The organism is Limibacillus sp. MBR-115 (assembly GCF_040549425.1).
Classification (GTDB): Bacteria; Pseudomonadota; Alphaproteobacteria; order Kiloniellales; family CECT-8803; genus Limibacillus; species Limibacillus halophilus.
This window is the reverse complement of record NZ_JBEPTJ010000005.1, coordinates 64,236-86,583: the sequence shown is the minus strand read 5'-3', so window position 1 is coordinate 86,583 and position 22,348 is coordinate 64,236. Positions and strand designations below refer to the sequence as shown.

18 protein-coding genes are annotated in these 22,348 nt (G+C 57.4%); 9 read left to right on the top strand and 9 right to left on the bottom strand.

Features of this window, described 5'->3' with window-relative positions; translation table 11 throughout:
• The first annotated feature begins 22 nt into the window (after window positions 1-22).
• Window positions 23-244 carry a hypothetical protein gene (locus tag ABIE63_RS11670; RefSeq protein ID WP_354504655.1) on the top strand — a complete coding sequence of 74 codons (222 nt, stop codon included), beginning with the start codon at window positions 23-25 and terminating at the stop codon, window positions 242-244.
• Between the two features lie 196 nt (window positions 245-440).
• On the opposite strand, the gene ABIE63_RS11665 is transcribed toward ABIE63_RS11670, so the two are convergent.
• The gene (locus ABIE63_RS11665) at window positions 441-4,727 is read right to left on the bottom strand and encodes an Ig-like domain-containing protein (protein ID WP_354504653.1); all 4,287 of its coding nucleotides are present in this window, start codon (window positions 4,725-4,727) and stop codon (window positions 441-443) included.
• Between the two features lie 140 nt (window positions 4,728-4,867).
• On the opposite strand from ABIE63_RS11665, the gene ABIE63_RS11660 reads away from it, so the two are divergent.
• Window positions 4,868-5,626: a ribbon-helix-helix domain-containing protein gene (locus ABIE63_RS11660; RefSeq protein ID WP_354504652.1), complete on the top strand. Its 759-nt coding sequence runs from the start codon at window positions 4,868-4,870 to the stop codon at window positions 5,624-5,626.
• Window positions 5,627-5,684: 58 nt separating this feature from the next.
• On the opposite strand, the gene ABIE63_RS11655 is transcribed toward ABIE63_RS11660, so the two are convergent.
• Window positions 5,685-6,017 (bottom strand): hypothetical protein, encoded by a 333-nt coding sequence (locus ABIE63_RS11655; protein ID WP_183416260.1) that lies wholly within the window; start codon window positions 6,015-6,017, stop codon window positions 5,685-5,687.
• A gap of 17 nt (window positions 6,018-6,034) precedes the next feature.
• Window positions 6,035-7,396 carry a TolC family outer membrane protein gene (locus ABIE63_RS11650; RefSeq protein ID WP_354504651.1) on the bottom strand — a complete coding sequence of 454 codons (1,362 nt, stop codon included), beginning with the start codon at window positions 7,394-7,396 and terminating at the stop codon, window positions 6,035-6,037.
• Between the two features lie 569 nt (window positions 7,397-7,965).
• Here ABIE63_RS11650 and ABIE63_RS11645 point away from each other — a divergent pair.
• The 5 genes from ABIE63_RS11645 (at window position 7,966) to ABIE63_RS11625 (ending at window position 13,071) form a co-directional block, all read left to right on the top strand.
• Window positions 7,966-9,129, top strand: a complete 1,164-nt coding sequence (locus tag ABIE63_RS11645; protein WP_354504650.1) for a TRAP transporter substrate-binding protein — start codon at window positions 7,966-7,968, stop codon at window positions 9,127-9,129.
• Window positions 9,130-9,297: 168 nt separating this feature from the next.
• Window positions 9,298-9,939 (top strand): TRAP transporter small permease subunit, encoded by a 642-nt coding sequence (locus ABIE63_RS11640; protein ID WP_183416257.1) that lies wholly within the window; start codon window positions 9,298-9,300, stop codon window positions 9,937-9,939.
• Window positions 9,936-11,312 carry a TRAP transporter large permease subunit gene (locus tag ABIE63_RS11635; protein WP_354504649.1) on the top strand — a complete coding sequence of 459 codons (1,377 nt, stop codon included), beginning with the start codon at window positions 9,936-9,938 and terminating at the stop codon, window positions 11,310-11,312. Before ABIE63_RS11640 ends, ABIE63_RS11635 begins: the two co-directional genes overlap by 4 nt.
• Window positions 11,313-11,319: 7 nt before the next feature.
• Complete coding sequence (locus ABIE63_RS11630; protein ID WP_354504648.1) at window positions 11,320-12,735, top strand: amidase; 1,416 nt, start codon at window positions 11,320-11,322, stop codon at window positions 12,733-12,735.
• Window positions 12,736-12,774: 39 nt separating this feature from the next.
• Window positions 12,775-13,071 carry a hypothetical protein gene (locus ABIE63_RS11625; protein ID WP_183416254.1) on the top strand — a complete coding sequence of 99 codons (297 nt, stop codon included), beginning with the start codon at window positions 12,775-12,777 and terminating at the stop codon, window positions 13,069-13,071.
• 12 nt (window positions 13,072-13,083) lie between these two features.
• Here the strand turns inward: ABIE63_RS11625 and ABIE63_RS11620 are convergent, their stop codons facing one another.
• The 6 genes from ABIE63_RS11620 to ABIE63_RS11595 form a co-directional block, all read right to left on the bottom strand.
• Entirely contained in the window at window positions 13,084-13,683 is a 600-nt protein-coding gene (locus tag ABIE63_RS11620; protein WP_354504647.1) for a 2OG-Fe(II) oxygenase, read from the bottom strand.
• A 113-nt stretch (window positions 13,684-13,796) separates the two neighbouring features.
• Entirely contained in the window at window positions 13,797-14,750 is a 954-nt protein-coding gene (locus tag ABIE63_RS11615; RefSeq protein ID WP_354504645.1) for a 1-phosphofructokinase family hexose kinase, read from the bottom strand.
• A 33-nt stretch (window positions 14,751-14,783) separates the two neighbouring features.
• On the bottom strand, window positions 14,784-15,392 hold the full coding sequence (locus tag ABIE63_RS11610; RefSeq protein ID WP_354504644.1) for a sarcosine oxidase subunit gamma family protein: 609 nt from the start codon (window positions 15,390-15,392) through the stop codon (window positions 14,784-14,786).
• Window positions 15,385-18,384, bottom strand: coding sequence for a sarcosine oxidase subunit alpha family protein (locus ABIE63_RS11605; RefSeq protein ID WP_354504643.1), 3,000 nt, complete (start codon window positions 18,382-18,384; stop codon window positions 15,385-15,387). Before ABIE63_RS11605 ends, ABIE63_RS11610 begins: the two co-directional genes overlap by 8 nt.
• Window positions 18,381-18,656 (bottom strand): sarcosine oxidase subunit delta, encoded by a 276-nt coding sequence (locus ABIE63_RS11600; protein ID WP_354504642.1) that lies wholly within the window; start codon window positions 18,654-18,656, stop codon window positions 18,381-18,383. Before ABIE63_RS11600 ends, ABIE63_RS11605 begins: the two co-directional genes overlap by 4 nt.
• A gap of 12 nt (window positions 18,657-18,668) precedes the next feature.
• Window positions 18,669-19,925: a sarcosine oxidase subunit beta family protein gene (locus tag ABIE63_RS11595; RefSeq protein ID WP_183416248.1), complete on the bottom strand. Its 1,257-nt coding sequence runs from the start codon at window positions 19,923-19,925 to the stop codon at window positions 18,669-18,671.
• A 120-nt stretch (window positions 19,926-20,045) separates the two neighbouring features.
• Between ABIE63_RS11595 and ABIE63_RS11590 the strand changes: the two genes are divergently transcribed.
• The gene (locus ABIE63_RS11590; protein ID WP_354504640.1) at window positions 20,046-20,927 is read left to right on the top strand and encodes a MurR/RpiR family transcriptional regulator; all 882 of its coding nucleotides are present in this window, start codon (window positions 20,046-20,048) and stop codon (window positions 20,925-20,927) included.
• Window positions 20,928-20,993: 66 nt separating this feature from the next.
• Entirely contained in the window at window positions 20,994-22,346 is a 1,353-nt protein-coding gene (locus ABIE63_RS11585; protein ID WP_354504639.1) for an FAD-binding oxidoreductase, read from the top strand.
• Window positions 22,347-22,348: the final 2 nt, after the last annotated feature.

Below are 22,348 nucleotides of genomic sequence, written 5' to 3'. Positions count from 1 at the left end.
ATATGCACAGGGAGATGTGCAGATGACGTGTAAGTCAGTGTTGATTGCAGGAAGCATATTCCTTTGGGGATGCTCTGGGCCTGCTAACAATGATAGAGAAGCAGTTACCGCCCCTGCACCCGCGAAGGCGCCTTTGGTTCTGGAGCAGGGTAAGCAAACTGAGGAAAAGGTAACCTTGAAAGACATAGCTGACGATGCCGAATGGCGTCGCAAGTCCTATGAGCGTATGAAGCAAGTCAACTAACGCACCTAAAGATTGCCACCAAGTAAAAAGGCCCCAAATTCGGGGCCTTTTCTTTTTCTTCTTGTACGATCTCTGCGGCACAGTCTTTCCTGACGCCCGTCACCCCTGATCGCGAAAAAGGCCGGCTCCCCTATTGGGAAAACCGGCCTTCTCGACTTGAACCCTTGGCTGACCTGCCGAGGGCGAGGAAAGAACCTTATACCAGCGAATTCGCGCTGACGTTGTCGGCCAGATCCGCAGCAGCATTACCCGTCTCATTGAAGAGGCTTGCGCCATCGAGGATGGCCACCTGCACAGCCGGCCCGCCGTCGGCGCTGACGCTGACCACGTAGTCATTGATTGCGTCACCGTTGACATCGGCACTGCCGTCGAAGCTGACAAAGCCTGCCGGATCGGTGAAGAGCTCGGAGACATCAAGGAAGTCGCCGGTGCCGGCTGGGTCGCTGACATCGAAGCCGTAGATCGTATCGACCCCGTCACCAACGCCGATCACCACGGTATCGGAGGCATTGTCATTGGTCGAGGCATCGACACCGAGAGTGATCTCGTCGTCGCCACCCTGGCCATAGAAGGTATCACCACCCTCGAAACCAATTAGGAGATCGGCGAGGCTGCCGCCAACAAGATGGTCATTCCCAGAAGTGCCGTTGATATCGGCTACGCCGTCACCATTGCCATCGACATCGATGGTCAGGTGCGAGATAGCAGTGTCGCCGTCGGCATCGGTGAGTTGCACCTCGAAGTTGAAGACCACGTCAGTCGGCAATTCGGTTTCGGTGATCTCCATTGACAATAAGCGGAAGTCACCGGTGTTGTTGGCCTCGATGATCACTGTCGAGAAACCGTACTGCTCAATCAATGCGAGTTGACCGGCGGAGAAACCACCTGCGGCGATCAGATCGACGTCCGGAATGGTATCGCCTTCACCAAATCCACCAGGCGCGGTGAAAGTACCGGTCAGTACCGTGTTCACCGGATCATCCAGATGCAGTTCAAACTCAAACTGCTCACCCGTTGAGAGCTTCTGGACATCCAAGGTAATCGCCGAAATCGACTGATTGAATGCAATCTGGATGCTTTCAGTGCCGGAAACGGTGTTGTTCGCTACACCCATACCGTTGGTGGAGGAGTTAATTCCACCGCCACTCGGCGAGGTGAAGGTCGCGACAATTCCGGTCTCCGGCCCACCAACGTTCAAAACCAAGGAAGGCACCGGACCCCCGGCCGTCAGGCCCGTCAGTGTCTGTTCGATGCTATTCGGATCCAAGGCGTCCAGAACCTCGAAGGTGTATGTGCCGTCCGGATTCATGACCAACTCGAACGAGGCAGTATTGTCGGCGTTGCTAATCACTGTCGTGATAACGCCGCCGCCATCCGTGGATTGAGAGGAGATCGAGAAGCCGTCCGGTAGATTGTCGGCCGACACACCTGTTACGGTCCCGCCGTCGGCACCAAACTCCGGCATCATGTCGCCGTTGCTGGTGCCAAGCGAATTGCTAACCAACAGGAAGTCGACCCCAGCAATCGGGCTATCGTCTTCGATGGTCACCGTCAGGGTACCGGTCGCACTGCCGCCGTTGCCATCGGAAACCAGCACGCCGACGTTGAAGTCGAGGTCGTCTTCGATCGCACCATTTGCGTGATCCACCGGACCGTCAATCGCCACCGTATATGCGCCGGTATTGTCGATCGTTAGGGTGATCGTCGTGCCGCCGCCGGTGCCGGTCAAAGTCTGCGTGCCGACGCCGCTCCAGTTTATATCCGCGCCATCGACCGTCAAGAAACCGTCTGCCGGCGCGCTGTTGAAGACGACTGTCAAGGCATCGCCATCCGGGTCGCTAACGGTAAAGGAACCGTTGGCCGTGATTGAGTCGGTCGTATCGTCCGTGCCGACCGTGTCCGGAATACCGCCGGGCAATCCCTCTTCCGAGACGACTGCGGTCGCCGTTGCGGAAATGGACGGACCGTCATTCACGCCGTTGATGACGATGGTCACCGTCGCCGTGTCCGTGCCGCCGTTGCCGTCGCTGATCGTGTAGGTGAAGCTCTCGCTCGTCGACTCACCCACGCCAAGGCTCTCGTAGCCGCCGTTCGGGTCAAAGCTGTAGGTGCCGTTGGCGTTTACCGTCAGCAGGCCATTGCCCAACGCAATCTGCGTATCGACGTTGCCGCCGTCACCGTCAACCGCGATCACCGTCAAGGTGTCGCCGTCCGGATCGCTGTCAACGCCGTCACCGGTCTCGTCGGTCACGATGTTGCCGTTGACCGGGGTGTCTTCATCGGTGGTGTAATCGTTGTCGATGGCATCGGGTGCGTCATTCACGCCGTTGATGACGATGGTCACCGTCGCCGTGTCCGTGCCGCCGTTGCCGTCGCTGATCGTGTAGGTGAAGCTCTCGCTGGTCGACTCACCAGCACCCAGGCTCTCATAACCGCCATTCGGGTCGAAGGTGTAGCTGCCATCGGCGTTCACCGTCAGCAGGCCATTGCCCAGCGCGATCTGCGTGTCGACGTTGCCGCCGTCACCATCGACCGAAATCACCGTCAAGGTGTCGCCGTCCGGATCGCTGTCCACGCCATCGCCGGTCTCGTCGGACACGATGTTGCCGTTGACCGAGCTCTCACTATCCGTCGAGTAGTCGTTGTCGATGGCATCGGGTGCATCGTTCACGCCGTTGATGACGATGGTCACCGTCGCCGTGTCCGTGCCGCCGTTGCCGTCGCTGATCGTGTAGGTGAAGCTCTCGCTGGTCGACTCACCCACGCCCAGGCTCTCGTAGCCGCCGTTCGGGTCAAAGCTGTAGGTGCCGTTGGCGTTTACCGTCAGCAGGCCATTGCCCAGCGCGATCTGCGTGTCGACGTTACCGCCGTCACCGTCAACAGCGATCACCGTCAAGGTGTCGCCGTCCGGATCGCTATCAACGCCGTCACCGGTCTCGTCGGTCACGATGTTGCCACCCACCGGCGTATCCTCATCGGTGGAGTAGTCGTTGTCGATGGCATCGGGTGCATCGTTCACGCCGTTGATGACGATGGTCACCGTCGCCGTGTCCGTGCCGCCGTTGCCGTCGCTGATCGTGTAGGTGAAGCTCTCGCTCGTCGACTCACCCACGCCCAGGCTCTCGTAGCCGCCGTTCGGGTCAAAGCTGTAGGTGCCGTTGGCGTTTACCGTCAGCAGGCCATTGCCCAGCGCGATCTGCGTGTCGACGTTACCGCCGTCACCGTCAACAGCGATCACCGTCAAGGTGTCGCCGTCCGGATCGCTATCAACGCCGTCACCGGTCTCGTCGGTCACGATGTTGCCACCCACCGGCGTATCCTCATCGGTGGAGTAGTCGTTGTCGATGGCGTCCGGGGCGTCGTTCACGCCGTTGATGACGATGGTCACCGTCGCCGTGTCCGTGCCGCCGTTGCCGTCGCTGATCGTGTAGGTGAAGCTCTCGCTGGTCGACTCACCCACGCCCAGGCTCTCGTAGCCGCCGTTCGGGTCAAAGCTGTAGGTGCCGTCGGCGTTCACCGTCAGCAGGCCATTACCCAGCGCGATCTGCGAGCCGACGTTACCGCCACTGCCATTAACCGCGATCACAGTAAGAGGATCGCTCTCAGGATCGCTGTCGACACCGTCACCGGTCTCGTCGGTCACGATGTTGCCGTTGATGGGATTGTCTTCGTCCGCCACGTAGTCGTTATCGATAGCATCGGGCGGCAAGTTGACCGGCGGCTCTTCCTCAGGCAGCGGAAGCTGGTCGTCGATGGGCAAAGGCGGAACGCCCTGGTCCTCATGCTCCGGGCCCAACAAATTCAACGGATTCTCACCCGCCAACAACGTCGTTCCGGGGGTTTCGAATTCGCCGCCGCCGCCCTGTGGGTTATCACTCGGCTGCGGTGTCGTCAGATCCGTCGGCGCGGCCGGTCCGGCAGCAGGCTGAATTGCCAGCGCCGCGATAAGATCGCCAGACAGCGGGCTACCGTCCGCGAGAAGCGTGAAAGGCGTAAACTCGCTGCCGGGAGTCGGCGCGAAATAATTCTCCAATACGATCTGGCCGCCATCGGCAAACACCAAAATCAGGTTATCGCCATCAATCTGAATCGTTGCGGAAGCCGGGTCGAAGTTGAAGACGAAAGCCTGGTTTGGTTCGACGAGAAGACTGATGGTCTCACCAGCCGCCGGTTGCTCAATCGTCTGCGCCGTTTCAAGCCGGGCGCCGACTTCTGCGGGAACCAGTTCCGTGCCATCAGCAAGAATGATTGAACCGACGCCTAAAGGCGCGTCGACCACATAGTCCTCGACAATGATCATACCGCCATTGGCAAAAGTAATCACAAGGTCGTTGCCTTCGATCGAAAAAGTCGCTTGATCGATATTGAAATTGAACTGCAACGGTTGATCCGAGAGCTCAACCCGAATGACCTCTCCAGCAGCTGGCGGCGTCAATATGAGGGCCGTTTCACTCTGAGCGATCTGTGTCAACTTTTCCGACATCTTCTTATCTCCCGTTTCGGGCGCGCTGCGCGCACCTCTCCCACCGTCTTAATTTGTATTCCACGACACTTTGACGTGGAATCGGAAGGCGGACAATACTTTGTTTACTAAATGCGACATAATATATTATGCTTGTTTAAATGAATTTTATCGATCGGACTGATATGGCTAACTCTGTGACAATGCCTCCCAATGCAGCTCCCCCGGACAGGGGCGCGTTTCCTCACGCAGCACCGCAGCGTGCCCCGGTCCGCGCCTTAACGACGCGCACGCGGACGTTACAGTTCAGGAAAAAGCGGACCTCCATTCGTCTGGAAGAAGTTTTTTGGGAGTACCTCGAAGAAGTGGCAAAGATCGAGAAGCGGCAACTTGGTCCGCTCATTGGCCGTATGAGCCGGGATTATGTGAGCGGCAATCTGACTGCTTACCTCAGAGGGGTTTGCATGCTCGACTGTCTGGCCCGCCTTGCATTCGGCAGTATGGAGGGAAGTTCGCTCAAGAAAGCCAGCAAGAAAGAGGTGCCGTCATCCGAGGTTCTTCACGTATTTCACCTGACCCCCTGCCCCGGCGTTCTTCTTTCGGCGCAGGCAACGATTCTAGACTGCAACGCATCTGTTCTGAATTGGTTAGGACGCGAACGAAGGACGTTGGTCGGCGCAGATCTGGGGTCATTGCTACGGCTGCAAATGGGCCAATCCTTCGCCCGCTTCTGGGATGGCTTGGTGTCCGGCCAGACGGAACTTTCGGTCCGCCAGGCGCTTGTGCTTCTGCCAGGCAAATTGACCGCAACGGAAATCAGTTTCATCCGCTTGCAGCGTCGGGCGGAAGCGCCGCCGAATTACATTGCCTGGTTTGCACCGCCAAAAGCGGCCGCGCGTGTCCCAGCGCTCGGCGCATGATCCGCAACCACGAACATTGACTTAGGGGAAATTAGGGACTAGGCGGGAGAATGCTATCTCAGCCAGTTGTCCCGTGTTGAGCGAGAAGGGACAGATCCATCCCATCTTCGTAATAAAGTGTAATTCCGTTGTCGAAACGGACAAAATTGTAGCCATCGACATCGAAACCGGCGCTCGTCGTATGCGCTTCAGCCAAGCCTGTCGCCGAAATGGACGCGCTGGCGGTGATGGTAAGATGCGCTCCCGCGGTTTCCGCTACAACGATCTCACCTTGGGCGTCAGCAATTAGGTCGCCAAGGTCCAGCACCCAAGTGTCGGCAGGCGCCGGTGCATTCGCATCCGGCGCCTCGCCTCCAAACAAATCCAGGGAATTGCTCGCCTGGTCAGCCAATAGGACCTGCCTTTCGACTACTCAACTAAGATAGTGTCTTCAAACGAAGGTGGCGTTTCATCGGTCGTCGCCGGCGCGGCAACATCGACCGACCTGAGCAAACCACCCGTCAGCGCAAGGATACGATACTGCTGGAAACACTCAACCGTTTGTGAATCCACCAACTCGCTGCTGACCACGAAGACTTCGTTTTCCGCATCCAGCACATCAAGGAGCGTTCGATTGCCGACGCGGAACTGCTCACGGTAGGCATCACGGGTTGCCCGCGACGAGCCAACGGCGTCAGTCAACAGTCCGGTGCGGCGTTGCGATGCACGCAGCGCGTTCCACGATTGCCGGGTCTCTTCCTCAGCCTGCAGCAACGCGACGCTGCGTTCGAACTTCGATTGTCCAAGACGCGCCACCGCTTCACGCTTACCAGCCGCATCACGGCCGCCGCTGTAAAGATTCCAGCGCATCATCAGCATGACGCGATTATCCCATTCCCAGGTCTCCGCACCGTCTTGGTCGTCGCGGTAGGTTGAACTCGCCTCAACCGACAACCGTGGATAAAGCGGTGACTCAGAAAGGTCGACACGGGCGTCGTTGGCCTCCACGTCGGCATCCAAAGCCCTCAATGTCGGGTTCTGGGCAATTAATTGAGCCAACGTTTCGGCTTCACCCGGGGGTATGCTGCCGGTCGGACAGCCCGGGGCATCAAGCGCAGGTGGCAGCTCACCGACGAGCGCCGTATAGGAGGCGCGAGCATCCTGAAGGCTGTTCTCCGTGTCCTCGACGACGGAACGGGCGCGCAACAAACGCGCTTCCGTCTGGTCGATGTCGGCACGATTGCCTACGCCGCCACTGCCCCGCTGGCGCAAGGAATCGAGGATTGCCTCGTGAATCCGAGCGTTCTCCTCGGCCAAAGCCAGCAAGTTCTGTGCACGGACGACGTTGAGGTAGGATTCAGTCACATCCAGCGCCAAAAATTCCGAAGTCTCATAGACTCTGCGGCTGGCCGCCTTGAACCGTGCTTTATCGCGAGCGACTAGGCTGTCGGTCTCGAAGCCATCGAACAAACGCTGCTGGAGAATAATGCCGTATTCCTCCGGCTGCATCGTGCTGTAGTCGTCTGTTCCGGAACTCCGGGTGATCGAATCGTTGATCGACGCGACACCTATGCCCGCGGTCGCATCAACCTGTGGCAGATAGAATGAACGGGATTGACGCAACTCGTAATTGACTGCCTCCCGGTTGCTGTCTGCTGCTTTAATGCGTGGATTAAAACCCAATGCCTGAGCAATCGCCTCACTCAGCGTTGCACTCTGCGCGCCGGTTGCTCCCATACCCACGAGCAACGCTACGGCTGCGGCAGATACCCTGTAAAATTGCTTTTTCACGTCTCATTCCCCTTGTTAGGTTGCCAGAACCTTACAAAACGATACATAGCGCTGATTTTTGTATCAAGCGATTAACGAAGACCTACGACTAGCGATAATTCCGTCTATGTCCCGGCATACGAAGGATATTTCCGAACAAATTTTGCGTTTTAACGACGCACACCGGTGCTTAGCATTGATGCCGGTATCTTCATGTTTCTACAGGAAAATTATGACAAATACATCACGCGCGACTGGTCATCTTGTCCAGAACAGCTGTTAAATGATTTCGCCATTTTCCAAGGTTTTTCATCATCTATTGGGTAACAGCTAATAGCCCGCATCAATTCAATTATTAGAATTGTTGCTTTTTTGCCACAGCACAAGAACGCAAATATCTGCAGTCTGCGATTGGATGGAAGGTTATTTCGCCCCTGCAATAATCATCACTTTCGATTTATACCATGTACTTTGACTTGCAGTCCTAGAAACCACCCCCTACGCTGTTTTTCTGTAAGCAGAGTTGTGACCCGTCACTGAGCAAAAAAAGAACGGGCTGGCTCTTAACGCACGCATTTCGGGAGGAAAGCATGACAAAGGTTTCCGAAAAGAAGGTTAAGGTTTCAGAAGAAAAGGCTCAAACGCCAGATCGTCGTAAGTTTCTAAAGGGCGCTGGCGTTGCCGGTGCAGCCGCTGCCGCCAGCATCGCATTTCCGCAGGTTTCACGGGCTCAGACCGTAACGTTGCGCATGCAAGGTGCCTGGGGTGCGGCGGATATTTTCAATGAAATGGCGCAAGAATACGTTAAGCGCGTCGAGGATATGGCCGGTGGTCGCCTTAAGATCGAATACCTTGTATCCGGTGCGGTTGTGGCCGCGTTCCAGGTCCAAGACGCCGTTCATAATGGTGTTCTGGATGGCGGGCACCAAGTTACCGCTTACTGGTACGGCAAGCATAAAGCAGCGTCCCTTTTTGGAACCGGTCCTGTGTTCGGCGCCAGCGCCTCGCAAATTCTGGCCTGGATTCACAAGGGCGGCGGTAAAGAGCTATACAGAGAGCTGGTGCAGGATATCCTCGGCTTGAACCTTGTTGGGTTCTTCTGCATGCCGATGCCGACTCAGCCGCTTGGTTGGTTCAAGAAGGAAATCAAGAGCGCAGACGATCTCCAAGGCCTCAAGTATCGTACCGTGGGCTTGGCTACGGACATCATGCAGGGTATGGGCCTGCAGGTGACTCAGTTGCCGGGCGGTGAAATCGTGCCAGCCCTGGAGCGCGGCGTTATCGAGGCCTTTGAGTACAACAACCCGACTTCCGATAGCCGGTTTGGCGCTCAGGACGTTTCGAAGATCTACATGATGGGTTCTTACCACCAGGCTGCAGAATTCTTCGAAATCATCTTCAACAAGGCACGCTTTGAATCTCTGCCGGAAGAGCACCAGAAAATTCTTGAGTATTCGGCTGAAGCAGCCAACACCTCAAACTATGCAACGGCCATGGATAACTACTCGAACGATCTGCAAAAGCTGATCAACGAGGCTGGTGTCAAGGTGCACCGCACGCCGGATTCCGTGATGGCGGCACAGCTAGCGTCTTGGGATAAGGTTCTTGAAGAATTGAACAAGGACGCTTTCTTCAAGAAAGTTGTGGACTCCCAGCGCGAATGGTCACATCGGGTCGCCTTCTACGATCTGATCAACTCAGCAGACTATAAGCTGGCCTTCAAACATTACTTCCCGGGTGAGATTAACTTCTGATCCTGGAGTAATGAGCTAAATCGCATAACGCTGATAGGGCGGCGCTCCGGTGCCGCCCTTAAGCACCCGTGAATGCTCGTATTCTGGATTGTCGTTGGAACGCTCCAAAGCTTAGCCAGAAGCGGCGCATTACGAACACCACCCGACAACGCGAACGGATGGGACCGCATGCGTGATTTCCTTTTCTCAATCGACAAATTCAGCGCCTGGACAGGCAAGGCATTCGCTTGGTGTGTCTTGGTAATGACCTTGGGCGTAAGCTACGAGATTATTGTTCGGAAGCTCTTCCGAGCCCCAACGGCCTGGGCATTTGATCTGAGTTACATCATGTACGGGGCGCTGTTTTTGATGGCGGGCGCCTACACGTTGTCTCGGAACGGCCACGTTCGCGGCGATGTTATTTTCAGACTCCTGAAGCCCAGAGTTCAGGCCATCATCGAGATAACGCTTTATTTCGTACTGTTTTTCCCTGGCATTATCGCAATGATCATCGTCGGCGCACAGTACGCCGCACAATCCTGGGGTTTCAACATGGGTACAGGCGAGGTGTCGATTAACAGCCCTGCCGGTGTCCCTATCGCACAGTTCAAATCAATCATCCCAATCGCGGCGGTCCTGCTGTTTATGCAAGGTATCGCGGAGGTCCTACGCTGCATCATTTGCATCAAGGACGGCGCGTGGCCCGATCGGCTTCATGATGTGGAGGAAATGGAAACCATGCTGCTGCACCAGCATGAAGACGTGGTTCTTGTCAGCACAGGCGGCCCAGAGATAACCGGTGACGCCGCATCGGGAGGTAAGCCGCAATGACCGACCCCCAAGTCGCGGTAATGATGTTGGCCATGTTCATCCTGGTCATTTTGCTCGGGTTTCCCATTTGTTTTACCCTCATGGGTATGGGCGTCCTATTCGGCGTTTATGCGTTTTACGATCCCTCCTACATGTCATCCATACTCGATCCTGGCGTCGTGGGACGCCTCTCTTTCCTCATCACCTCGAAAACCTATGAGGTCATGTCGAGTGACGTACTAACGGCGATACCGCTGTTCTTGTTTATGGGATATGTGGTCGAGCGGGCCAACATCGTTGCCCGCCTCTTTTATTCCATCCAGGTCGCCGCCCGTTCGATGCCCGGCTCCATGGCCGTCGCGGCCTTGGCGACCTGTGCGCTCTTTGCAACGGCGACCGGCATCATCGGTGCTGTTGTGACGCTGATGGGTTTGCTGGCATTTCCGGCCATGCTCAAGGCCAAGTACGACACCTCTTTTGCGGCAGGCGTGATCTGCGCCGGTGGTTGCCTAGGCATCTTGATCCCACCCTCGATCATGTTGATCGTTTATGCCGCTGCATCAGGCGTCTCCATCGTCCAGCTATACGCTGGTGCCATCTTCCCAGGGTTCCTGCTTGCAGGCATGTACATGATCTATGTCGTGACGCGTGCCTGGTTGAACCCCAAGCTTGCGCCTCGCCTCTCCGATGAGGACGTCGAAGGCGTGGATAAGAAGCAGATTCTCTGGTTGATGCTCACCTCCTTCGTGCCTTTGGCACTTCTGATCCTTTCGGTTCTCGGTGCGATCCTCTTTGGATGGGCGTCGCCGTCGGAGGCGGCGGCGGCTGGTGCCTTGGGCGGCCTGATCCTTGCCTTTGCTTATCGGGCGTTGACTTGGGAAAGACTGAGAGAGTCGGTATACCTGACGGTGAGAACGTCCGCGATGGTGTGCTGGATGTTCGTCGGTTCCTGGCTGTTCTCTTCCGTGTTCTCGGTTCTTGGCGGCGACAAGCTCATCCAGGAGTTCGTGATCGGGCTGGATCTGTCTCCGATCTTCTTTCTAATTATTGCCCAGATCATCATCTTCCTGCTTGGTTGGCCGCTGGAGTGGTCGGAGATTATTATTATTTTCGTGCCGATCTTCCTGCCCCTGGTCCACTATTTTGAGATCGATCCGCTGTTTTTCGGGATACTTGTCGCGCTTAACCTTCAAACGTCGTTCCTGACCCCGCCCATGGCGATGTCCGCTTACTACCTGAAAGGTGTCGCGCCGCCGCACGTAGAGCTGGTTCATATATTCAAGGGTGTGATGCCCTATCTCGCTTTGGTGCTGATTTGTATGGTTCTGCTTTATGTTTTCCCAGGCATCGCGCTTTGGCTGCCCAACACTGTCTACTCGACGGGCGGAGGCTGATCGCACAATGACTGAGAATAGCAGTGCTACGAGCAAGACAATCGGTTCAAGCGCCAAAAGTTCGGCGAAAGAGGCCCTGCTGGGTCTAAGTGCCGGTGACGCTGCTGCGCAACTTCGCGAAGGCAGTCTCAAGGCTACCGAACTGGCGGAAGCCTATCTTGCCCGCATCCAAGCCGTCGATCCGGATGTACAGGCTTGGGCACACCTCGATGTAGGCTTCGTGTTGCGGCAAGCCGAGGCTGCGGATAAGCGCAAGCAACACGGACTACCCCTCGGACCGCTGCATGGACTGCCTGTGGCACTGAAGGACAATATCGATACCAGGGATTTACCGACCGAGAACGGAACTGTCTTGCAATCTGGACGGCGCCCGTTTGAAGACGCAACCCTGGTTTCCGTTCTTAAAGCAGCCGGTGCCATCGTTCTAGGTAAGACCGTATCCACAGAGCTTGCGGTGTTTGGGCCGGGCAAAACCCGGAACCCGCACAACGCGGACCACACGCCGGGCGGCTCTTCAAGCGGGTCGGCAGCGGCAGTGGCCGCCTACATGGCACCACTGGCAATTGGCACGCAAACCAACGGTTCGGTCGTGCGTCCAGCGTCGTACTGCGGCGTTTACGGCTACAAACCTTCCTTCGGTCTGATTTCCCGTAAGGGCGTGCTGCCCGGTTCGGGACATTTCGACACCGTTGGTGTCTTTGGCAGAAGCGTCGAGGATTGCGCACTACTCGGGCAGACTTTGATGCAATTTGATGCCGCGGATCCGGCCATGACGGCCCAAGCGCCGCCGCCTCTGCTGCGCGTAGCGAGTGAAGCGCCGCCCGTAACGCCACGCCTAGCTTTCGTGCCGTCCCCTTTCTGGGATCGAGCCGAGGACTACACCAAGGAGGCTTTCGAAGAACTGGCTGCCTTGTTGGGCGATACCAGCGTCCAGGTGGAACTGGGAGACGCTTACGGTGAAGCGGATCTCCACCATCGCCGGATCATGGTCGCCGACCTTGCCAAGAACCTAAACCCCTTCTACGAGAAAGGCCGGGACCAACTTACCCAAACGCTTCGCGATATGATCGAGGAAGGGCATAAGGTAACGGCTTTGGATTACAATCGAGGCCTGGATCGCCGCAAAGCTTTACGAAATGGCCTGGATGAGCTGTTTGAGAATTTTGACGCCATCCTGACGCCGGCAACACCAGGGCAGGCTCCGAATGGGTTAGGCAAAACCGGCGATCCAATCTTCTCTACGCTTTGGACGTTCTGCGGCCTCCCCTGCATCACGCTCCCGTTGCTACAAGGGCCCGACGGACTACCGCTCGGCGTGCAACTGGTTGCAAGTAGGGGCGATGACGCTCGATTGCTGCGCGTCGCGCGCTGGCTCGCCAAGACCGTGGATGCGGCGGTAACAGACAATGAGAAGCCTGAATAGAGTGCAGGGCACTGTTGGGCTGATGAAGGATACTTGACCATGCAAGAGTTAATGAAGTTCATCGAGATGCACTTTTATCTCATCATCGGTGGGACGACTTTCGCTATCTTTTTGCTTTCACGTCTTCGCCAGTCCGAGGATGTGATCTATGCATTCATTGCCTACATGGTTTTCGCCAGCTTTCTCGTCTACATCATCTATACCGTTCCCTTCTTCGATCTGTCCGTCGTGGTCGTTGGAGTCTTGATCCTGACCGCCGTGGATTTCATACAAACGCTGCGCGAAGGGAACTCTACGAAAGTCGATGAGGATCCGGGGCCGGATAGGGCGACCTGACGGTACAAACCTTCACCTAAAATCTGGCCCGTGCGCCCAACCAACCAAACTGTGGCGCAAGCCGTGAGTGACTGGCGTCACCCGGTGCGACAAGAAGGACGCGAAAACGATTGCGGTTCCACGTTCGCGTGGCGCTCTCCATTTCCTCCCGTTCCCAAAGAACTCCAGATTGCCGCCACGATATTCGGTTTTCTCCGACAGTTGGACCGTGATTGATAGCTTTCGGCTTGCTGCAAGCCCAGAAAGCGCCCGGTCGCAATGCCAATCAAAGGCTCCGCGCCGAATGGCTTCATAGCGGGCAACTTGCAGCCGTTCTTCAAATCCCAGCAACTCAAATGCAAACTGTTCGCGGTTAGCGTCGGCCAACAGCGTGGCCATCCGTTTATCCGTCCATTCCCATGCAGGACTCTCCGGCACCCAAGCGATCGTGCTGCGGCGAACGAGCGGCGCGTAACCCGCCTTTGTGGCAGCCGGTTCCGGACGATCGAGATCGACCAAGTCCCTCAACCGCAAGCACTCCGCTTCGGTAAAAACACCGGTGAAGCAAGCGACATAGCTAGGCGGTGTTGAAGGTGCTCTAACCGATGCCTTGCGAAGCGTTACACCCACCATGAGGCAATCCACTTACAGCCTGTTGGAACAATCTTTGTGGAAATGACGCACCAAACGCTTTCCGCAGGATAATACCCTGCCGCCAAACCCCGAAAGGGCATCGCGTTTGTATCCTACGCCGGCAACGAGACCGGCACCACCTTAACAGCACTCAGCAGCTCATTAACGGCGTCGGCTTCACAAAGCTGGGTTCCAGGTGTCAGCAAGGCCGCACTGCCCGCAGCCACCCCCCAACGAAATGCTTCCTTGAGGCTGTCTCCCCGAGACAGCCGACTAAGAAAACCGCCCAGAAAACTATCGCCCGCGCCCACGGCGCTAACGGTCTTGATCGTCAAGCCCTGCGCCCGAAAGCTTCCCTCCGGACTGGTTACGTAGGCACCCCTGTCTCCCAGGGTGAGGGTGAGTACCCTGCAGCTACCGTCGGCGACGAGGCCGCGTGCGGCTTCAAGCTGGTCACTTTCCCGCTCCAGACTAAGACCGGTCAACTCGCGCAGCTCACGCAAATTGACTTTTAAAATGTCGATGCCACCCGCCGCCACCGCGCGCCGAAGCGCCGGTCCGTGGGTATCGAGGACAAAGCGCGCACCAAGAGTGTTCGAAAGCGCGCAGAGCCTCGCAAAGAAATCTTCCCCCAATCCAAGTGCGATACTGCCACTTGCAACGACATACGCCGGCACCGGCTCGCAATTTTCGATGACGGACAACAATGCGGCCCCCTCCTCCTCACTCACATTGGGGCCGGGGAACAAAAATCGATACTGCCGCTGGCTACTCTGCTCGAAAATCGTGAAGCTCTCGCGCGTTTCACCTGTGATCGAAACCGCTTCTCCATCCAGCGATTCCCCCATGAGGAGGTCGTGGAGGATGGCGCCGGTAGCCCCGCCTGCTGTGTAGACAGCCGTCGCAGGCGCTCCCAGCCGCTGACAGACGCGCGCGACATTGATGCCGCCGCCGCCAGGTTCACGGCACAAGGGCTCGCATCGCAGTTTGCTATGTGGTCGCAGGGTCTCCACTTCGGAGGACAGGTCGACAGTGGGGTTCACCGTAACCGTAAGAATCGCGGTCATATAGGTCTTTCAAGGATAGCTGCAAACACCCTATCAGACCTTCCGCGCCTCCAGTGTGCAACCAAAGCTTTGCGCCGTATCGAACAGCCATTCCCAAAAACTTAAGGCGTAAGTGCGTAGAACTAATAATTCGAACAATGCCTCATCGTTTCCAGGCCTGTGCACCATGACGCCAATATGGTGCACGACCGTCTGAGCGAAGGCACCTGGCCCAAACTGGGTTGTATCCAAATCGATGGCAAAGCCTCTAGCCAGAACGTCTCGGGCCGCCGGGCCGGAAATCCGCAGAGTGGTGCGGCTGTGCCCAAGGTCGGTAACCGCCCCTAGGTCGCTATCGATCCGTGCCGATAGCTTGTCCATCAGCCGTGCTTCACGCGGTGCGGACACCCAATAGCGACCGGGGCCAACCTGGAACAAGGTTGTCATCTCTTTCATGGTGGCAACGCCACAGCTCTTTGGCGGCGCAATGGAGAGCGTTTCTTCCAGGGCAGCGGCGACAGCGGCGCGCTGTGTTGTCCAGGCCGTGACCTGCACGAGGTCCCTAGTCAAATCCTCTTGCAAGGTCACACCCTGCAAGTGCTCTGGACCATAATGCCCCGGAGCTGGATACCCGCTCTGCAAAGCCGAACGCACCTCAGGCATTTGTCCTCTCCCCTTCTGGATCATAGAAAACAGATGAGACGACCTTCACCTTCGTCACACGTCCCCTAACCGGGTCATGAGCTTCTATGATCTCGCCCTGTCGCTGATCTCCACGAGCCAGGAAACCCAGCCCGATGTAACGGCTTTTGTGAGGGCTGTATGTGACCGAAGTCACATGACCCTCACCGTGTCCTTCCTTAACGGCCGCTGCGCCGAAGAGCAGCGCACCACCGCCAATTCTGTCAGCTTCCTCGACAACCTCCAGCCCGACCAATTTGGGTCGGTTCGGGTCGACAAGTCCTTCGCGCTGCGCCAAAACTTTTCCAATATAGGGTTTCTTACTGCTGGCCATACGGCCAAGGCCAATATCGTCCAAGGTTGTACGCCCATCGATCTCGGAGTGGGTCACGTGACCTTTCTCAATCCGAAGTGCGCCCATGGATTCGAGACCATAGAGCAGCACGCCATGCGGCTTACCCGCCCGAACCAAGCGGTCAAGCAGCTCTTCTCCATACCCCGAAGGCGTAAAGACCTCATAGGCCAACTCGCCGGAGAAGCTCAGTCTGAAGATACGCACAGGGATATCGCCGACCCGGCCAGTTCCGACACTCATCGGACCAAAAGCCTCGTTCGACAAATCGATATCCTCGACGGCGTCTTCCAGCAACGCCCTGCTCTTGGGACCCGCCACGGCCATTCCGGCCCATTGATCCGTCACAGAAGTCACCTGCACACGAAGATCCTGCCACTGTGTCTGCAGCAGGAACTCCAACTCGGACAGGACCTTTGCAGCGGCAGCCGTCGTGGTCGTCATGAAGTAATGATCCTCACTCAACCGTGACGTCGTCCCATCATCGTAGACGATGCCGTCCGGCCGCAGCATGGCGCCATAACGCGCCCGACCCACCGGTAACTTGGCAAAGCCGTTGACGTAGACCCGATTCAAGAACTCACCGGCATCAGGCCCTTGAACATCGATTTTACCTAGTGTCGATACATCGACGATTCCAACGCGCTTACGGACCTCGGCTGCTTCTCGGCGATATGCCGCGTTCAGGTCTTCGCCTTCTTGGGGATAGTACCAAGGACGTATCCACAGTCCCGCCTCAACAAAGACCGCGCCGTTAGCACGATGCCACTCTTCCATCGCCGTGCGGCGGATAGGACGGAAGTGCCGCCCGGTTTCCTGACCGGCTAAGGCACCGATCGTGACAGGTGTAAAAGGTGGTCGGAATGTCGTTGTACCGACCTCGGGAATGGCTTCGGCACGTAGCCCGGCCATGATCGCCAAGGCATTGACGTTCGCCAGCTTGCCTTGGTCGGTTGCCATGCCCAACGTCGTATAGCGCTTCAAATGTTCGACCGATACATAGCCTTCACGATGAGCCAATTCGACATCGGAAGTGGAAACGTCATGCTGCAGGTCGAGGAAAGCCTTTGTCGCTTTCCCCTTGGCAGGACTGACCTGCCAGATCGGCAACAGGGGCTGTGTCCAAATTTCACCCAGGGATGGATCAAGGGTCTGAACCTCTATCCGCCCCTCCTGACCGCAAGCCTTGGCGGCAGCTTGCCCTGCGGAGATACCCCTTGCCACAGCGCCACTGCTAGAAAGATCCCCGGTTACTGCGCCCGCGACCTGATACCCGGCAGGCGCAGTGTCAGCGATAAAGGTCGCCAGCGCCTCGTCGAAAGCCGGTCGCGTGCCGCGTTGACTAACCAAATGCACCGTTGGGTTCCAGCCGCCCGCCAAACAAAGCAAATCGCAGGCTACAGCACCGGTTGCCCCGCCTGCCTGACCGCTAGCTGGATCATAGGCGCCGACGACAACGCTTTTGACGTGTTGGCCGCCGTTCGCTTCGATAACGGCCTGTCCAGGGCGCAAGTCGATGCCACGTGCCGCTGCTCCATGATAGAGATCGGGACCAATGTCTTGACGTGGGTCGACGATGGTAACATTTGCGCCTGCGTCGGCTAAATCGAAGGCGGCCGCATAACCGCTATCATTATTGGTGAACACCACGGCATTGCGTCCGGGCAATACGCCGTAGCGATTGACATAAGTCCGTGCGGCGGATGCCAACATGATGCCAGGAAGGTCATTGCGCGAGAACACGATTGGCCGCTCCAGCGCACCGGTCGCGATGATCGCTTGGCGGCAGCGCAAGGTCCAGAAACGCTCGCGCGGCTGCAAGGCATCGGGTACAGCGAGATGATCCGCAACCCGCTCCAACAGCCCAAAAGTCAGATTGTCATAAGCACCAAAAGCGCAGGTCCTGGGCATGATTCGCACGTTATTCATCGCAGTCAGCGCTGCGACTTGCTCGGCCAACCAAACATCGCCGGCACTGCCAACCGCATCCACGAGCAATGATCCGCCCAGCTCCCGATCCTGCTCGACCAAGATAACCCGGGCACCGCTGCTTCCCGCCAACAACGCAGCCGCGATTCCCGCCGGCCCAGCGCCCACGATCAGAATGTCGCAGAACAGATGGCCTTTCTCATAGCGGTCCGGGTCGGCTTCGCGGCCCGGCTTGCCCATTCCCGCGGCCTTGCGGATGAAGTGCTCATAAAACATCCATGCCTTCCGGGTCGGCCCCATGAAGGTCTTGTAATAGAAGCCCGCGCCAAACACCGGTGACAGCAAACCATTGACGGCCATCAAGTCGAGCTTCAGCGACGGCCAGTTGTTCTGACTTCGCGCCGATAGGCCATCATACAATTCTGCGGTTGTTGCCCGCACGTTAGGTTCGTGACGGCCGCTTTCACGTAAAGCGACCAGGGCATTAGGCTCTTCAACCCCCGCACCATAGATTCCACGCGGGCGATGATACTTGAAGCTACGGGCGACCAGGTGGACGCCGTTAGCCAGCAAGGCCGACGCCAAGCTATCGCCTTCGAAGCCCACATAGGTTTTGCCATCGAATGAAAACGATAGTGGCTGGGAGCGATCGATTCTCCCGCCTTGGGATATGCGATAAGGCTGCGAGGTCACTGCGCGCCCTCCTCTACTTCACGGGCTGCGGCAACGGAGAATATCTCGTGAGTCATTGTATCGCGCTCGACTTTCAGCCACTCCCGGCACCCTTGTGCGTGGTGCCAGTACTCCAGGTGGCGGCCACGCGGATTCTTGCGGATAAACACCGCTTGGTACCAAGCCTCGAAATCTTCATTGTCGATGGCGGGCATTTTCACGCCGGCATCACCGCCATAAGCAAATTCCGAGTGATCGCGTTCGCCGCAATGGGGACACTTTATTCGCAGCATGCTGGCCCCTCCTTAGTGCGCGCCGGGCGTGGGGCCCGCGCCTTTTTCATCGATCTGATACCCGCGTCGGAAACGATCAAGCGTGAAACGGGCATTGGTTTCGTATGGCTCGTCCTTGGCGATTGTATGGGCGAAGGCAAAGCCCGAAGCGGGCGTCGCCTTGAACCCGCCATAGCACCAGCCGCAATTCAGGTACAGGCCGTCAACTGGCGCTTTGCAGATGATCGGGCTGCCATCCATGGACATATCCATGACACCTGCCCAGTGCCGCAGCACCCGCAGCCGTGACAAGGCAGGAATAAGTGCTTTGGCGACGGTCAGAACTTCATCGACTATCGGCAGATTGCCGCGCTGAGCGTAGGAATTATATCCATCCAGATCGCCACCCAACACCAAACCGCCCTTATCAGACTGGCTGATATAGAAATGCGCGGTGCCATAAGCGATCACGTAGTCAATCATCGGTTTGATCGGCTCGGTCACGAAAGCCTGCAGAAGATGGCTTTCAATCGGCAGTTCCAGCCCAGCCTTTTGGCCTAGCAGGGTGGTACTGCCAGCAACAGCGAGTGCGACTTTCTTTGCCCGAATGTTGCCCCGCGTCGTTTCCACGCCAACGATTCGGCCGCCGTCCCACAGATATCCCAGAACCTCACACTGCTGGATGATGTCGACGCCTCTGGAATCGGCGGCTCTCGCAAAGCCCCAGTTGACAGCGTCGTGCCGAGCAGTGCCTGCACGCCCCTGCCATAAGCCTCCGTACACCGGAAAGCGGGCGTTGGGCGAGCAATCCAAGTACGGAAGCAGTTTTTGTACCTGCTCACGCGTCAACAGCTCCGCATCAATCCCATTCATTCTCATCGAGTTGGCGCGGAAGGCGGAGGCATCCATCTGCGCCTGGGAGGTTGCCAGCGCCACGTAGCCGCGCGGACTGAACATGACATTGTAGTTCAGGTCCTGGCTGAGCCCGTGCCACAGCTTTAAAGAGTGTTCATAGAATTGGGTGTTGCCGTCGATCATGTAGTTCGAACGGACAATCGTGGTGTTCCGGCCCGCGTTGCCCCCTCCAAGATAACCCTTTTCAAGAACAGCCACCTTGTTGATGCCGTGCTCTTTGGCAAGATAGTAAGCAGTAGCCAGCCCATGCCCGCCGCCGCCGACGATCACCACATCGTATTCTTCCTTGGGGTCGGGATCACGCCAGGCGCGCTCCCAATGCTGATTGCCGCGGAGTGCATTGCTCACAAGGCTGAAAACCGAATAACGCTGCATGACGCCTGTCGCTCCCCCTCCAACCCTACTCAGTTGAGAGCATGTCAGAGAAACAATGGAACAAATGTTTTATTCGTGATAGCTTCTAGATCATACGCTTTATCATAGCAAGAGATTTATATGATGCAATTAGTCGAGATACTCGACCTTCTGGCCGCGCGACAATCGGCCCTCAGCCCTCAGTTGCAGCGGGCCGCACGCGCCGTTCTGGATCAGCCAGAAGAGGTTGCGATCACTTCGATGCGCGGCTTTGCCCAGAAGTTTGGTATCACACCCGGAAGCATGCTCAGGTTAGCCCGCGAGCTCGGCTTTGATAACTATGAACAGTTCCGTCATGGCTTCCAGGAAGCTGTCAGGTCCGGTCCTGATACCTTCGCAACCCGCGCCGAATGGCTGCAACAGGTTGGCAGCCAGGGCGACGGTGGGCCGGTCCTTGCAGAGATGGCTAAGGCTCAACTTGCCAACATAGAAAGCGCATTTCGCCAAATCGACCCGCAGGCCATCGGTGACGCCGCAGCCAGCATCATATCGGCTCGCCGAAGTTACATCATGGGCCTTGGGGCTTTGAACGGTCTTTCAGGCTATTTTCACTTCGTCGGGCGATTGGCGCTTGAGAACCTCACACTCGTCCAAAGTACCGGAAGTGTGATGGATGAGTTGCTGCGCATCGGTGACGGCGATGTGCTGCTCACCCTCTCCGTTCAACCCTATGCGGAGGAAACGCTAAAAGCGGTTGCCTTTGCCAAGCGCCAGGGCGCCAGATGCGTGATCGTCACCGATAGCCGGGCGGCCCCTGTAGCACAGTTTGCCGACCATCTGCTGCTGGCGCCGACGGCGAGCCCTCAGTTTTTTCCCTCCATGACCTCGGCGCTGGCATTGCTGGAAAGCCTCCTCGCCTTGATCGTCTCCAAGGGTGACAGGGAGGTCGTCGAGGCAATCGCACGGATCGATGCACTTCGCAACGCCGAAGGGATTTACTGGAAGCCCACGCGTAAACGATGACAGGTGACGACGAGAAACGGTAAGGTTGGTTTTACTTTTCGGACCCTTGCCGTCAGGTAGCTCCACGTGAACCTTCGTCGCATCTATCACCCCAGCGCATTTGATCCTTCCCGACCGCCGGATAGCCACTGGCGAGCGACCGCAACACCGTTGTCGGTCGATCTCCCTTCACTCGAGGGCGATCACAGCGTCGATTTCGCGGTTATCGGCGGCGGATTCACTGGCCTGTGGGCGGCCTATCGCCTGGCAGAAACCTACGAAGCGAAGGTAATGTTGCTTGATGCTGGTGAGCCCGCTTGGGGTGCGTCGGGCCGCAACGGCGGATTTTGCTGCCTCGGATCAACGCGGCTTTCCTATCCACAACTGGAAAAGCGTTACGGCGAAACGGAGATGCGCCGTTTCTATGCGGCGCAGGTCGAGTCGGTAGAGAACGTCCGTGGATTCCTGGACTCACGGAATGTTCAAGCAGATCGCCATAGTGCGGGTGAACTGGCTTTGGCCCACAAACCTGGGCGCATGAGCGAATTACGTGAAGAAGCCCGGTATATGACTCACACCTTCGGAATGAAGATGCAGGTCTTTTCCCGTGACGAGATGGCGGAGATTGGCGTTGCAGGCCCCGAGTTCCATGGCGGGATTTTCATTGGCTGCGGCTTTGCACTGCATCCCCTCACCTACGCACGAGCCCTTGCTACGGCCGCGTTGGCTGCGGGCGCCGCCATTCACCAGAATAGTCCCGTAATCGGCTGGAGCCAGCAGGCGAGCCAGCACGTGTTGACCCTGCCAAAAGGCCGAATCCTCGCCAAACAGGTAATTCTCGCAACCAACGGCTACGGAAGCGAGAACATGCCAAGCGGTATGGCAGGGCGGTCAATGCCGGTTATGTCGAACATCCTGGTGACCCGCCCTCTTACGCCCGAAGAGCAAAAGGCTCAGGGGTGGACCAGTGATCTCATGGCTTATGACAGCCGACGCCTGCTGCATTACTTTCGCTTGTTGCCGGATGGGCGATTTCTTTTTGGCGGGCGTGGCGGGATCGACGCATCTCCAGCAGGCTCCAAGGCGATGAATCGCCGCCTGCGCCGCGACTTCGAGCGTATGTTCCCAGCATGGGCCGGTGTCCCGACAGAGAGGTTCTGGTTCGGCTTCGTCTGCTTAACCTATGACCTTGTGCCTTACGTCGGCGCAGTTCCCGGCCTGGACAACGCCTGGACCGGCTTCGGTTTCCATGGAAACGGCGTTGCCATGAGCAGTTGGACCGGGAAGGCGCTCGCGGATTTGGCCGCAGGCGCGATTACCCAGGACAAGCTGCCTGCCGTCGTTCGTGGCCCACTACGGCGATTTCCCCTCCCAGCTTTGCGCAAACTCTACCTACGCGCCGCCTATCTGGGTTACGGACTGGAGGATCGTTGGCTTTAGAC